General features: G+C 69.4%; 10 protein-coding genes. 5 read left to right on the forward strand and 5 right to left on the reverse strand.

What is annotated here, in order from left to right; genetic code table 11:
- Positions 1–72: 72 nt before the first annotated feature.
- Entirely contained in the window at positions 73–666 is a 594-nt protein-coding gene (locus ACFVJ3_RS27890) for a DUF3000 domain-containing protein (protein ID WP_378455138.1), read from the forward strand.
- Here ACFVJ3_RS27890 and ACFVJ3_RS27895 read toward each other — a convergent pair whose 3' ends face one another.
- Complete coding sequence (locus ACFVJ3_RS27895; RefSeq protein ID WP_378455139.1) at positions 667–1917, reverse strand: alpha/beta hydrolase fold domain-containing protein; 1251 nt, start codon at positions 1915–1917, stop codon at positions 667–669.
- A 167-nt stretch (positions 1918–2084) separates the two neighbouring features.
- Here ACFVJ3_RS27895 and ACFVJ3_RS27900 point away from each other — a divergent pair, with 167 nt between their 5' ends.
- From ACFVJ3_RS27900 to ACFVJ3_RS27915, 4 genes are all read left to right on the forward strand, one after another.
- Positions 2085–3479 (forward strand): wax ester/triacylglycerol synthase family O-acyltransferase, encoded by a 1395-nt coding sequence (locus ACFVJ3_RS27900; protein ID WP_378455140.1) that lies wholly within the window; start codon positions 2085–2087, stop codon positions 3477–3479.
- Between the two features lie 49 nt (positions 3480–3528).
- Entirely contained in the window at positions 3529–4818 is a 1290-nt protein-coding gene (locus tag ACFVJ3_RS27905; RefSeq protein WP_378455141.1) for an HRDC domain-containing protein, read from the forward strand.
- Between the two features lie 148 nt (positions 4819–4966).
- Positions 4967–6175 (forward strand): thiolase family protein, encoded by a 1209-nt coding sequence (locus tag ACFVJ3_RS27910; RefSeq protein WP_378455142.1) that lies wholly within the window; start codon positions 4967–4969, stop codon positions 6173–6175.
- Positions 6176–8284: a 3-hydroxyacyl-CoA dehydrogenase NAD-binding domain-containing protein gene (locus ACFVJ3_RS27915; protein ID WP_378455143.1), complete on the forward strand. Its 2109-nt coding sequence runs from the start codon at positions 6176–6178 to the stop codon at positions 8282–8284.
- Between the two features lie 48 nt (positions 8285–8332).
- On the opposite strand, the gene ACFVJ3_RS27920 is transcribed toward ACFVJ3_RS27915, so the two are convergent.
- Genes ACFVJ3_RS27920 through ACFVJ3_RS27935 form a run of 4 tightly spaced genes read right to left on the reverse strand, consistent with a single transcriptional unit; the run spans position 8333 to position 14095 of the window.
- Complete coding sequence (locus ACFVJ3_RS27920) at positions 8333–11032, reverse strand: fumarate reductase/succinate dehydrogenase flavoprotein subunit (RefSeq protein WP_378455144.1); 2700 nt, start codon at positions 11030–11032, stop codon at positions 8333–8335.
- Positions 11032–11811: an ABC transporter ATP-binding protein gene (locus ACFVJ3_RS27925; protein WP_378455145.1), complete on the reverse strand. Its 780-nt coding sequence runs from the start codon at positions 11809–11811 to the stop codon at positions 11032–11034. The genes ACFVJ3_RS27920 and ACFVJ3_RS27925 overlap by 1 nt, the downstream gene beginning before the upstream one ends.
- On the reverse strand, positions 11808–12668 hold the full coding sequence (locus ACFVJ3_RS27930; protein ID WP_378455146.1) for an ABC transporter permease: 861 nt from the start codon (positions 12666–12668) through the stop codon (positions 11808–11810). The genes ACFVJ3_RS27925 and ACFVJ3_RS27930 overlap by 4 nt, the downstream gene beginning before the upstream one ends.
- Positions 12665–14095 carry an ABC transporter substrate-binding protein gene (locus ACFVJ3_RS27935; RefSeq protein WP_378455147.1) on the reverse strand — a complete coding sequence of 477 codons (1431 nt, stop codon included), beginning with the start codon at positions 14093–14095 and terminating at the stop codon, positions 12665–12667. Before ACFVJ3_RS27935 ends, ACFVJ3_RS27930 begins: the two co-directional genes overlap by 4 nt.
- Positions 14096–14108 lie beyond the last annotated feature (13 nt).

A 14108-nucleotide genomic window follows, 5' to 3' on the forward strand; every position in this document is an offset into this window, starting at 1 on the left:
CTCCGCCGCCGATCGGCCCTGCTCGGCGCGCCTCCGACGAGATGTGTGGGTCCGGGTCTAACGTCCCGAGCTGTGACGACTTCGGGATCGCCCGCCGAACCGGCCGAGTTCCGCGCCGCGGTCGAAGCGATGAATTCGGCGCAGGTTCGCGCGGACATCGAGCTGGGCCCCATCCGGCCCCCGCAACGGCTCGCGCCATACAGCTACGCCGTCGGCGCAGAGGTCGTGCACGAGGAGACCGGGGTCGTCGCCGAACAGAGCGAGGGTGACGCGTTCGGCAGATTGATCCTCCTGTTCGACCCCGAGGGCGACGAGGCCTGGAACGGCACGATGCGGCTGGTCGCCTACATTCAGGCCGATCTCGACGCCGCCGTGGCGTCCGACCCCCTGCTTCCCGAGGTGGCGTGGAGCTGGCTCGTCGACGCACTCGAGTCGCGCCACGAACCGCTCAACGCGCTCGGCGGGACGGTGACGGCGACGACGTCGGTGCGCTACGGCGACATCGCCGGTCCCCCGCATGCGCATCAGCTGGAACTGCGCGCGTCGTGGACGGCGACGTCGGTCGAACTGGCCACGCACGTCGAGGCGTTCTGCGAGGTACTGGCCTACGCGGCCGGTCTGCCGCCCGCCGGGGTGTCGCAGCTGCGGACGCTGGACGGCAAGTAGTCAGGCCGATTCGGTGCCCGCCGCGGGCACGTCGGTGGTGGCGCTGCGCGACCATTCCAGGAATCGTCCGACCGCCTGCGTGACGGAGATGCTGCGGATCGAGGGGAACACGTCGAACGCGTGCTGCGCGCCCTTCAGTTCCGCGTATACGACGGGATTGTCGGACACCTGCCGGAGTTCGTCGACGAAGATCCGCGCCTCGGCGACGGGAATGAGCGAATCGCTCGTGCCGTGGATCACGAAGAACGGCGGTGCGTCCGCCCGGAGGTGCGCGAGCGGCGACGCGGCCCGGTAGTCGTCGGGGAACTTGGCCTGCTTGCCGAGCACCATCGGCATCAGTCCGGAGTGCACACGCTGGAGGACGGCTTTGATTCCGGTGTCGCCGGCAATGTCGTAGACACCGTAGTACGGGACGCACGCCTGAACCGACGTGTCGACGTCCTCGAATCCCGGCTGCAGGTGACTGTCGTTCGCGGTGAGTCCCACCATGGCGGCGAGGTGGCCACCCGCGGAACCACCTGTGACGGCGATGAAGTCGGGGTTGCCGCCGTATTCGTCGACGTGCTCGCGAAGCCAGGCCAGGGCCTGCTTGATCGCGATCAGGTGCTGCGGCCACTTCGCCTTCGGCGACAGCGGGTAGTTGACGGCCGCGCACACCCACCCCCGCGAGGCCATCTCGAGCATGAGTGGCAGACCCTGCTGATCCTTGTTCCCGATCACCCATCCACCACCGTGAATCTGCAGGAGGACCGGGCTCTTCGACGGCAGATCCTGCCGGTGGTAGATGTCGAGGCGGGCCCGGCGCCCGCCCGGCCCGTACGCGAGGTTGCGGACCCGGGTGACCGCCTTGTTCCGCATCCAGAACGGGTTGAGAAGTTGCCGCCACACGGGTCGCCCCGGATGGTCGATGGCGCTGTCGCGGTCGGTGTAGTTCTCGCCGAGCGTCTCGACGAGAGCGGATTCGGCTTCCGCTCCGGCGCCCCGGCCGGTGGCGATCACGGCGGCGAGGCCGGCGGCGGATGCGGCGGCCAGCGCGAGGCCGACACGGTCGCTTCGGGTCCGCGTTCCGTGCCGCGCGGCGTGCTGGGCGGCGTCGGCGGCGGTCACGGCGAGGAGGTGCGGCGCGAGTTCGGTGGTGAGCCACCCCGAGAAGAACGCGACCACCGACGTGGGCGCGCCGGGCAGGGGACGCAGGGCGTTGGCGGCGAGTGCGGCGCCGACGGCCTGCCGGAGAACGAAGCCTCGGGTCATACCCCAACCGTAGAACATGTTCTAATCAATCGGTTGCCCACCCCGGCCCGCGGGCGCCGGATCGAGAACGAGACGGAACGCCATCCCGCGGGGCCGGATGCGACGCCGACCTCGCAGTTCCACGATTCGATGGACCAACTTCTAGAACGTGTTCTAGTATCGGACACATGCAGCGACTCAGCGGTCTCGACGCGTCCTTCCTCTACCTCGAAACGTCGACGCAACTCCTCCACGTCTGCGGAGTCATCGTCCTCGACGTCTCGACGGTTCCGGGCGGCTACACGTTCGCCCAGCTCAAGGCGGAGCTCGGCGCGCGCACCGAGGCGATTCCCTCGTTCCGGCGCAAGCTGCAGGACTCGAAGTTCAACCTCGACCACCCCGTGTGGGTCGAGGACACCGACTTCGACATCGACCGGCACTGCCATCGCGTCGCGCTCCCCGCCCCCGGCGGCCGCGACGAACTGGCCGAGCTGTGCGGGGACATCGCAGGCATCCCCCTCGACCGCGCCCGGCCACTGTGGGAGATGTGGGTGATCGAGGGTCTCGAGGACGGTTCCGTCGCCGTGATGTCGAAGATGCACCACGCCGGGGTCGACGGCATCACCGGCGCCAACATGATGGCCCAGCTGTGCGGCCTCGAACCGGACGCACCACGCCCCGGCCCCGGCGACTCCGCCGAGAGCGCGGGGCAGGCGAGCACACTCGACATCGCCGTGGGCGGGCTGCTCGCGGTCGCGTCCCGTCCCGCGAAACTGCTGAGAATCGTCCCGCAGAGCCTGACGCTGCTGCCCCGCTGGATCGGCCGGGCCCGCCGCGGCGCGGCGATGCCCGCGCCGTTCACCGCGCCGCGCACGTCCCTGAACGGCACGTTGACCAGTCACCGCAATCTCGCGTTCACCCAACTCGACCTCGAGAAGGTCAAGACGGTCAAGGACGCGTTCGACGTCAAGATCAACGACGTGGTGCTCGCACTGTGCTCGGGCGCACTGCGGAAGTACCTGCAGAATCGCCGGGAGCTGCCCGACAAGTCGCTGGTCGCCATCGTCCCGGTCTCGGTCCACGGAAAGTCGGACCGGCCGGGCACCAACCAGGTGTCCGGCATGTTCACCCAACTCGGCACCCAGATCGAGGATCCGGCCGAACGCCTGCTCGCGATCGGCGAGCACAACACGACATCCAAGGAACACAACGAGACCCTCGGCGCGAGCCTGCTGCAGGACTGGTCCCAGTTCGCCGGGCAGGCCGTGTTCGGCACCGCCATGCGGCTCTACTCGACCCTCGGCCTGGCGGAACGGCATCCGGTGGTCCACAACCTGGTGATCTCCAACGTGCCCGGGCCGTCGGTCCCGCTGTATTTCCTGGGCGCCCTGATCAAGGCGATGTATCCGCTGGGCCCGATCTTCCACGGCGCCGGGCTCAACGTGACGGTGATGTCACTGAACGGTCAGCTCGACGTCGGCCTGATGAGCTGCCCGGAACTCGCACCCCACCTCTGGGACCTCGTCGACGCGTTTCCCGCAGCGTTGGACGAGCTCGTCGAGGCAGCGGGGAACCGGTCGTGAACCCGCCGGTGCGCTGCGGGAATCCCGAAGCGACGTAGAGTCAGCTGTCATGTCCGAAGTCACCGACGACGCCTCGTCACCCGGCCCCGCCGAAGAGCCCGGCCGGCAGATCGTTCCCCTGCTCGCACCACGGGACGGCGTTCCCGACGTCGTGACCACGGCGGAGGGTGTCGCGAAGGCCGCGGCCGCGCTGAGCGAGGGCACCGGGCCGCTCGCCGTCGACGCCGAGCGGGCGTCCGGCTTCCGCTATTCGGCGCGGGCGTACCTCGTGCAGCTGCGCCGGGAGGGTGCGGGGACGGTGCTCCTCGACCCGATCCCCACCGCCGCCGATCTCGCCCCGCTGGCGGAGGTGATCAACCCGCTGGAGTGGATCCTGCACTCCGCCGACCAGGATCTGCCGGGGCTCGCGGAGATCGGCCTGGCACCGGCGACTCTGTTCGACACCGAACTGGCAGGGCGCCTCGCCGGGTTCGAACGGGTCGGTCTCGCCGCGATCGTCGAGCGGACGCTGGGCCTCGAACTCCGGAAGGGCCACGGCGCCGCCGACTGGTCGAAGCGGCCGCTGCCCGACTCCTGGCTCAACTATGCCGCCCTCGACGTCGAGGTTCTCGTCGAGTTGCGGAACGTGATGGCCGCGGAACTCGACGAGCAGGGCAAGAGCGATTGGGCTGCACAGGAATTCGAGCACATCCGGCTCGCGGGGCCACCGAAGCCCAAGGCCGACCGCTGGCGGCGGACGTCGCACATCACGTCGCTGAAGACGCAGCGGCAACTCGCCGCCGCACGCTCCTTGTGGCAGGCCCGTGAGGACCTCGCCCGTAAACGCGACGTCTCCCCCAGCCGGGTCCTACCGGATTCGGCGATCATCGACGCCGCGACGAAGGATCCCCGGAGTATCGAGGCACTGCGGGCGCTGCCCGTGTTCGGCGGTCCCCGCCAGCGGCGGCACTCCCGGATCTGGCTGCAGGCGCTCGAGGATGCCCGGGCGGTGCCGGACTCCGAACTCCCTCCGAAGACCCCGCCGTTCACGGGACCGCCACCGGCGAGCCGGTGGGCGCGACACGACCCCGACGCCGCCGAGCGGCTGACGGCGGCCCGCGCCGCGCTGGCCGCTCTCGGTGACGAGGTGTCGGTGCCGGTGGAGAACCTGGTGACCCCGGAACTCGTCCGCAGGTTGTGCTGGGACTGGACGGCCCCCGAGGGCGGCGAGGTCGAGGCGGCGATCGACCGGGTGCTCGACGCGGGCGGCGCCCGCCCCTGGCAGCGGATGCTGACCGTGCCCGTGCTGGCGACCGCACTGCTCTCCGCCGCCGAGAGCAAGGGTTCCGACAGCGACTGATCGACTGCACGGACACGCGAGTGAGCGCGTGAATTCCCGATGAGATACCCATTAAGTTACCCACGAGTAACGGTAGGGGTACGCTGGTCTGGAGGCCGGACGCCTGGCCGTGATCCGGAACCAAACTGCTCCATCAGGAGGAATTCGCGTGGCTCCATCCACCACAACTCAACGCAGCGTCGTGTTCGTCGACGGCATCCGCACTCCGTTCGGCAAGGCCGGCCCCAAGGGCATCTACGCAGAGACCCGCGCGGACGACCTCGTCGTCAAGACAATCCGCGAGCTGCTTCGCCGTAATCCGCAGCTCGACCCCGCGCGCGTCGACGAGGTCGCCATCGCCGCGACCACGCAGACGGGCGATCAGGGTCTCACCATCGGCCGCACCTCCGCGATCCTGGCCGGGCTCCCCGAGACGGTCCCCGGTTTCGCCATCGACCGCATGTGTGCCGGTGCCATGACGTCCGTCACCACCACCGCGTCGGGCATCGGCTTCGGACAGTACGACGTGGTGATCGCCGGCGGCGTCGAGCACATGGGCCACCACCCGATGGGCGAGGGTGCAGACCCGAACCCCCGATTCCTCGCCGATCGCCTCGTCGACCCCAGCGCGCTCGTCATGGGCAACACGGCCGAGAACCTGCACGACCGGTTCCCGACCATCACCAAGGACCGGACCGACGCGTACGCCGTCGCGAGCCAGAACAAGTACGAGGCCGCCCGCAAGGCCGGCTTCATCGCCGACACCCTCGTGCCCGTCGCCACCCGCTCCGCCGCGGGCTGGGGTCTGGCCACCGAGGACGAGCCGCCGCGTCCGGGCACCACGCTCGAAGACCTCGCCAAGCTGAAGACGCCGTTCCGTCCCGCGGGCCGCATCACCGCGGGTAACGCGGCCGGTCTGAACGACGGCGCGACCGCCGCCCTCCTCGCCGGTGAGGACACCGCGCTCGAACTCGGACTGCCGATCGGCATGCGCATGGTCGGATTCGCGTTCCAGGGCGTCGACCCCGCCGTCATGGGCATCGGCCCGGTGCCGGCCACCGAGAAGCTGCTGGCCCGTACCGGCCTGAAGATCGAGGACATCGGCCTGTTCGAGATCAACGAGGCCTTCGCCGTTCAGGTTCTCGCATTCCTCGAGCACTACGGCATCGCCGACGACGATCCGCGAGTCAACCAGTGGGGCGGCGCCATCGCGTGCGGCCACCCCCTCGCGTCCTCCGGTGTCCGCCTGATGACCCAGCTGTCCCGCCAATTCGCTCAGCGCCCCGACGTCCGCTACGGCCTGACCACGATGTGCATCGGTCTGGGCATGGGCGGAACCGTGATCTGGGAGAACCCGAACTTCGATGGAGCCAAGTAGATGACCGACATTGCAACGGCATTCGCCGACGAGGTCGTGACAAACGCGTACACCAAGACCGTCGCCGTACCCGGCATCGAGGGCCCGGTCGCGCTGATCACCCTCGACAACGGTTTCGACCACACCAAGCCGTCGTCGTTCGGCCCGGGCGGCCTGAAGGCCCTCGACGCCGCATTGGACGAGGCGTTCGCCGCCCATCCCGTCGCGATCGCGATCACCGGCAAGCCCTTCATCTTCGCCGCGGGCGCGGACCTCAAGGGTGTTCCGAGCATCACGAACCGTGACCAGGCGCTCGAACTCGGCCGGCTCGGGCACAAGGTGTTCCGCAGGCTGCGCGAGTCGTCCGTGCCGACATTCGCGTTCGTCAACGGCGTCGCGCTCGGCGGCGGGCTCGAGGTCGCGCTGCACAGCCACTACCGCACCGCATCCGAGAGCGCGGGCGCCCTGGGTCTGCCCGAGACGTTCCTCGGACTGGTCCCCGGCTGGGGTGGAACGCAGTTGCTGCCCAACCTCATCGGTCCCTCGAACGCCGTCACCGTCGTCCTCGAGAACGCGCTGAACCAGAACAAGACGCTCAACCCGAAGAAGGCCCTCGAACTCGGCGTCGTCGACGCGGTGTTCGGTTCGGCCGACTTCCTCGAGCAGTCGTTCGCCTGGGCCGCACAGGTCCTGGCCGGCGAGATCACCCCCGCACGCCCCGAGATCGACCGGGGCAAGGGCTGGGACGACGCGATCGCCCGCGCGAAGGCGATCGTCGAGGGCAAGACCAAGAACAACGCACCCGGACCGGTCAAGGCAGTCGAACTCCTCGAACTGGCCCGGACCACCGATCTCACCGATCCCGCATCGCTCGACAAGGGCTTCGCCGCCGAGGACGAGGCGCTCGCCGACCTGCTGCTCGCCGACGAGCTCCGCGCAGGCCTGTACGCGTTCGACCTGGTGAACAAGCGCGCCAAGCGTCCCGCAGGCGCACCGGACAAGTCCCTCGCCCGCAAGGTCACCGGCGTCGGCATCGTCGGTGCCGGTCTGATGGCCAGCCAGCTCGCGATGCTGTTCGTTCGCCAGCTCAAGGTGCCGGTCATCCTCACCGACATCGACCAGGAGCGCATCGACAAGGGCGTCGGCTACGTCCACGGCGAAATCGACAAGCTGCAGGGCAAGGGCCGGTTGTCCCCGGACGCGGCGAACCGCCTCAAGGGTCTCGTGTCCGGCTCGTTGGACAAGGCCGCGTTCGCGAAGACCGACTTCGTGATCGAGGCCGTGTTCGAAAACCTGGACCTGAAGAAGACGATCTTCGCGGAACTCGAGGAGCACATCACCCCGGAGACCATCCTCGCGACCAACACGTCCTCGCTGTCGATCACCAAGATGGCCGCGGACCTGAAGCACCCCGAGCGGGTGGTCGGCTTCCACTTCTTCAACCCGGTCGCCGTTCTTCCCCTGCTCGAGGTCATCAAGGGCGAGAAGACCGACGACGCCACGCTGGCAACGGCGTTCGCCACCGCCAGGGCGCTCAAGAAGTCGGCCGTCGGTTCCGCCGACCTGCCCGGGTTCGTCTTCAACCGGCTCCTGATCCGCACCCTCGGTGAGGTCATGAACGCGGTCGACGAGGGCACCCCGTTCGAGGTGGCCGACAACGCCATCGCCGAACTCGGCATGCCGATGACCCCGTTCACCCTGCTGTCCCTCGTCGGGCCGGCGGTCGCGCTGCACACCGGCGAGACGCTTGCCGAGGCGTACCCCGAGCGCTTCCACAACTCCCCCGGACTCGAGGCGCTGGTCGAGGCCAAGAAGTCGGCGGTGTGGAGCTACGGTGCCGACGGCAAGCAGGTCGTCGACCCCGAGGTCGCCGAACTGTGGAAGCAGGGCGACAAGGCGTCCACGTCCGAAGAGGTTCTGGAGCGCACGCGTCGCGCGTTCGCCGAGGAGATCCAGATCATGCTCGACGAGGGTGTCGTCGCCGCGGCCGAGGACATCGACCTCTGCCTGATCCTGGGCGGCGGCTTCGGCTTCTGGAACGGTGGCATCACGCCGTACCTGGACCGCACCGGCACGTCCGAAGCCGTCAACGGCAAGCGGTTCCTGGCACCGGGCGTCGCGAGCGTCTGACCCCAGGTGAGTGGCGACGTGCCCCGGCACACGTCGCCACTCACCTCCTCAGGAGACGGGGACGTGATCGGCGGCGGCGAGCGCCTGGCGGGCGTAGGCCCGCACGTCGGCGTCGGTGTCCTCGAGTGCAGTGGTGAGCGCGCCGACGGCGGCGCGGTCGCCGGACCACCGGCCGAGCGCGAGGACGGCGGCCTTGCGCACGTCGAGGTGCGCATCCGTCAGGGCGTCCGCCAGCGCGGGCACCGCGACTTCGGGGTCCGCTCCGGCGAGTGCCCGCGCGGCGCCCTGCCGGATCTGCCAGGCCGACTCCCGCAGCGCCGCCGTCGCGAGGGTCACGTCGTCGCCGTCGCAGCCCAGACTCGCGAACGCCGTGAGCGCGGCGGCGCGCACCAGCGGGTCGCGGTCGCCGGCCAGTGAGCGCACGGTGTCGACACCGCCGATCCCGATGGTGGCCAGACCGTGCGCGACGGTGATCCGCACTTCGCGGTTCTCGTCGTGTGCCCCCGCCGCCACCGATTCCCACCGGTCCAGCGACACCAGCGCCCGCACCGCTTCGATCCGGACGTGGTGATCGCCGTCGGACAGCGCGGTCAGGAACTGCTCCGCCGAACCGGCGTGCAGCGCGCGCAGAACGTCGACCACGGCGGCCCGGACCACGGCGTCACCCGACCCGAGGTGGTCGGCCATTCCGTCGGCGGACGGCAGCACCTCGACGAGTTCGCGCAAGCCGTCGGCGGCGGCGCGGCGCACCGTCACCGCACCGTCGCCGAGGGCGTCGACGAGGGCCGCCCCGAATCCGTCGGGGGTTCCTTCCGTCAGTACCGAGAGGGCCGTGACGCGGACCTGCGGGTCGGCGTCGCCCAGATACGGTGCGAGTTCGGCGACGCTCGGCGCGTCGAGTCCGAGGACCGCGACGATGGCCGGTGAGGACGGCTCCTGCCGGACCGGCGCCGCGATGCGCGAGCGCTCCTCCACCGGAGCCCGCCCCCCAACCAGTGGCGGCTGGGCGACGGGTATGACCGTCCGGTCCACCGGCGGAAGGGAATCGAGTCCGGGCACCGGCACGAAGTACGGTTCCACGGGGCGCTTGAGGAATTCCATGTCGCCGTTCTCGCCGCGCCGCAGATTCAGGTGGTATCCCCATTCGTCGTCCCGCTGCTCCGGGAGATCCGCACGCTCGTGGTAGAGCCCCCAGCGACTTTCGGTCCTGGTGAGGGAGCTGCGGGACGCCATTTCCGCGCAGTCCCGGATGAACGTGACCTCCGCGCAGCGCATCAACTCGTGCGGGGTGGTCGCGCCCATCCCGGCGATCTCCCCCGCCATCCGTTCGAACGTCTCGACGGCGATCGACAGCTTCGTCGCCGTCTTCGGCGGCGCGACATAGTCGTTGACGAAGCGGCGCAGCTTGTACTCGACCTGCGGCTGCGGCGGACCGTCCGGGTTGCGCAGCGGCCGGTAGATCAGCGCGTGCGCGGCGGCCAGCTGCTCCGCGGGCAGCGCGGTCGGCGCCTCGACGTCGGGCAGGGTACCGGTGGCGTGCGATCCGGCGAGGTCGCCGTACACGAATGCGCCGATCATGTAGTTGTGGGGGACGCAGGCGAGGTCGCCTGCCGCGTACAACCCGGGGACGGTGGTCGCGCCGTGCTCGTCCACCCACACCCCGGACGCGGAATGCCCGCTGCACAAGCCGATTTCGGAGATGTGCATCTCGATGTCGTGGCTGCGGTAGTCGTGGCCGCGGTTCGCGTGGAACGTGCCGCGGGTGGGGCGTTCGGTGGTGTGCAGGATCGACTCGAGCGTGTCGAGGGTTTCCTCCGGGAGGTGGCTGACCTTGAGATAGATGGGACCGCGGGCGGATTCGATCTCGCTCTTGACCTCGCTCATCATCTGACCCGACCAGTAGTCGGAGTCGACGAACCGCTCCCCCTCGGCGTTCACCTGGTAGCCACCGAACGGGTTTGCGACGTACGCGCACGCCGGGCCGTTGTAGTCCTTGATCAGCGGGTTGATCTGGAAGCATTCGATGCCGCTCAGTTCGGCTCCCGCGTGATAGGCCATCGAGTAACCGTCACCGGCGTTTGTCGGGTTCTCGTACGTGCCGTAGAGGTACCCCGACGCAGGGAGCCCGAGCCGGCCACACGGACCGGTCGCGAGGATCACCGCCTTCGCCCCGACCGCGACGAACTCACCGGTGCGGGTGTTCAGCGCCGCGGCCCCGACGGCCCGGCCGTTCTCCGTCAGTACACGGACGGGCATCAGGCGGTTCTCGATGCGGATCTTCTCCCGCATCTTCCGCTGCCGCAGCACCCGGTAGAGGGCCTTCTTCACGTCCTTGCCCTCGGGCATCGGCAGCACGTAGGAGCCGGAGCGGTGCACCCGGCGGACCGCGTATTCGCCGTACTCGTCCTTCTCGAACTTCACGCCGTACTTCTCGAGGCGCTGCACCATCGCGAAACCACGGGTCGCCGTCTGGTACACGGTGCGCTGGTTGACGATTCCGTCGTTGGCCCTGGTGATCTCGGCGACGTAGTCCTCGGGTTCGGCCTTGCCGGGGATGACGGCGTTGTTGACGCCGTCCATTCCCATTGCGAGCGCGCCCGAATGGCGCACGTGCGCCTTCTCGAGCAGGAGCACGTTCGCGCCGTTCTCGGCGGCGGTCAGTGCCGCCATCGTGCCGGCGGTGCCGCCACCGATCACGAGCACGTCGCAATCGAGACGGACGGTGTCGGCGAGGTCGGGGATGTCCATCAGGTCTCCGGAGTGTGGTTCAGCGCGGCGAGCACGTCGGCGCGCGCGGCGCGGGTGTCGGGGTGGTCGAGGTGGTCGCGGTCCCGGGGATGCGGGATGTCGACGAGCGCCCGCAGCGGCTGACCGGCCCGGCCGAGCACCGCGACGCGGTCACCGAGCAGCACCGCCTCGTCCACGTCGTGGGTCACGAACACCACGGTGGTCGGGTGAGTGCTCCACGTGTCGACGAGCAGTCGCTGCATGACGCCGCGGGTCTGCGTGTCGAGGGCGCCGAACGGCTCGTCCATCATCACGGCCCGCGGTGCCCCGGCGAGGCTGCGCGCCAACTGCACTCGTTGGCGCATGCCGCCGGACAGGTTCTTGGGCAGGAAGTCGCCGAACCCGGTCAGACCCACCTCCGCGATCCAGCGGTCGGCGGTCTCCCGGCGTCCCTTGCGGGGTTCGCCGCGGAGTGCGAGGGCCAGTTCGATGTTCGAGCGCACCGTGCGCCACGGGAGGAGCGCGTTGTCCTGGAAGACGACGGCCCGGTCCCGGGACGTCGACTCCACCTTCGCGCCGTCGGCGACGACGCGGCCCGAATCGGGCGGCAGCAGGCCGGCGAGTGCGCGCAGCACGGTGGACTTGCCGCACCCCGAAGGTCCGGTGAGCACGAGGATCTCGCCGGGGACCACGGTCAGCGACAGCGAACGGATGACGGGGTTCCCGGTGTAGGACAGGGTGACGTCGTCGAGGACCAGCGACATGCCGGCGGCCACGGACGCTCCGGCGGTGGCGGTCATGCGCGCTCCCCTCGTGGCAGCCAGCGGGTGACGCGCCTGCCGAGCAGCTCGACTGCGCCGGACGTCGCGAACCCGAGGATGCCGATGGTGATCATGCCGACGAAGACGCCGGGATAGTCGACGATCGTGTACGCCTGCCAGGTGCGGTACCCGACTCCGAGCCTGCCGGAGATCATCTCGGCGGAGATCACGCAGATCCACGCCACCCCGATCCCGACCGAGAGTCCACCGAACACGCCCGGCAGGATTCCGGGCAGCACCACCCGGGACAGCACGTCCCAGCGTCCGCCGCCGAGCGTGCGCACCGAGTCCTCCCACAATGTCGGGAGGGCCCGGACGGCGTGCCGGGTGCTCACCATGATCGGGAAAAACGCGGCGACGAACGTGATGAACACGATGCCGGCCTCGTCGCTGGGGAACAGCAGGATCGCGACGGGCACCACCGCGATGGCGGGGATCGGACGCGCGAGCTCCGTCAGCGGACCGAGGACGTCGGCGAACAGCTCCGATCTTCCGAGGGCGATTCCGGTGGCCACTCCGACCACGGTCGCGAGTCCGAATCCGCTGAGGATGCGGATCAGCGACTGCCCGAGGTCGAGGTAGAACAGCTCGCTCTGCAGCTGGGTACCGAACGCGGACACGACGTCGGTGACGGTGGGGAGCGTGTCGAACCGCAACCACACCCGCACATCGTTGGCGGTCAGCAACTGCCACGCGACGATTGCCGCGATCACGGACGTGATCCGCACGAGGCGTGACCGCCACGGCGAGGTTCGTCGGCGCGTCGATACCGGATCGTGTTCTTCGACAGCGACTTCGGGGTCGACCAGGACGGTCGACTGTTGCAGGGTGGTCACTGCCGCACCTCCTCGACCGCGCGGTCGTACGTGATCACACCGCCCGCGGGGTGTGCGCGCAGGTATCGGTCCGCCGCGGCGCCGGTGGTGAAGGGCAGGAAGTTGTCGCCGTCGCGCACCCACACCGATTTGTCCGCGAACCATCGCGTGCCCAGTTCGGTGTCGGGGACGAACGCGGCGCGGACGGTGCGGCCCTCGGCCCGGGCCTGTTTCACCGCGCGGAGCAGGCACGTCGGATTCGCGGCCGGCTGCGTCTCGGTGGCGCCGTCGAACCAGATCTCCCCGGCCAGCGCCGGATCGCTCGGGGCGGTGGCGCAGACGGGATCGGTGCCGGTGACCGAGGTCGGGTTGGAGGTGGACGCGAGTGTGGCGTCGTAGTCCTGCCCGTCGGCCTCGAACGCGGACCGGAGCGGAGCGTCGTTCACGAAGCCGTCGACGTCGAGGTCGGCGAAGTCGCCGATCGACTTCAGGTACGGCACATCGTTCTTCAGCGCACCGATCAGGCCCGGCTTGAGCGTGGTGTCGAACGACGTGCCGCCCGGGCCGTTGTACAGGTACACGACCTCCTGGGGCAGGCCGCTCGCGTCGGCCACGATCCGCGACGCCTCGAGCGGTTGCGTCTGGACGAACCGCGTGGCGTCGAGTTGCGCCCGGAGGAACGCGTCGAGAACCTCGGGGTGTTCGTCCGCGTACGCCTCACGGGCCACCACACCGTGCAGGGTCGGGGTTCGGAGTTCGGCGCCGTCGTACAGCAGCTTGGCCTTGCCCTGGAAGACGAGAAGTCCGGGCCAGGCGACGAACTGCGACAGCGCCGCCACCTGACCGGATTCCAGGGCCGAGGATCCGACCTGCGGCTGCTGGTTGAGCACTTCGACGCCGGTGCCCGGGTCGATTCCGGCGCGGTCGAGTGCCTGGACGAGGGTGCCGTGGCCTGCGGAGCCGACGCTCGCGGACACCTTCTTGCCGGCCAGGTCGCCGAGTGTGGTCGCCGGTGAATTCGGTGGCACCACCACCATGTTCAGTGCGCCCTGGGGGTTGTAGCCGGTCACCGAGACGATCTCCGTCTTCGAACGCGGGTTGGCCTGGGTGCGGGAGCCGTTGATCAGCATGGGGTAGTCGCCCATCGATCCGATGTCGATCTTCTCGGCCACCATCTGGGCGGTGATCGGCGCGCCGGTGTCGTAGTCCTGCCACTCGACGGAATACTTCGTCCCGGTCTGTTCCGTCACGTCCTGCAGGCGCTGTTCGAGGTATCCCTGTGCGCGCAGCAGCGTTCCGGCGGTGACGGTGTTGATCGTCTTGGACTGGTACCCGATGACGAGCGTGACCGCGTCACCGTTGCCGGCCGAGGGTTCGAGGGAGCAACTCGTCGCCACGAGTGTCAGTGCCGCGGCGGCGATCGCGAGGGTGGAAGAGCGTCGCTTCATCTGTGTGGTCTTT

The organism is Rhodococcus sp. NPDC127593 (assembly GCF_042671975.1).
Taxonomy (GTDB): Bacteria; Actinomycetota; Actinomycetes; order Mycobacteriales; family Mycobacteriaceae; genus Rhodococcus_F.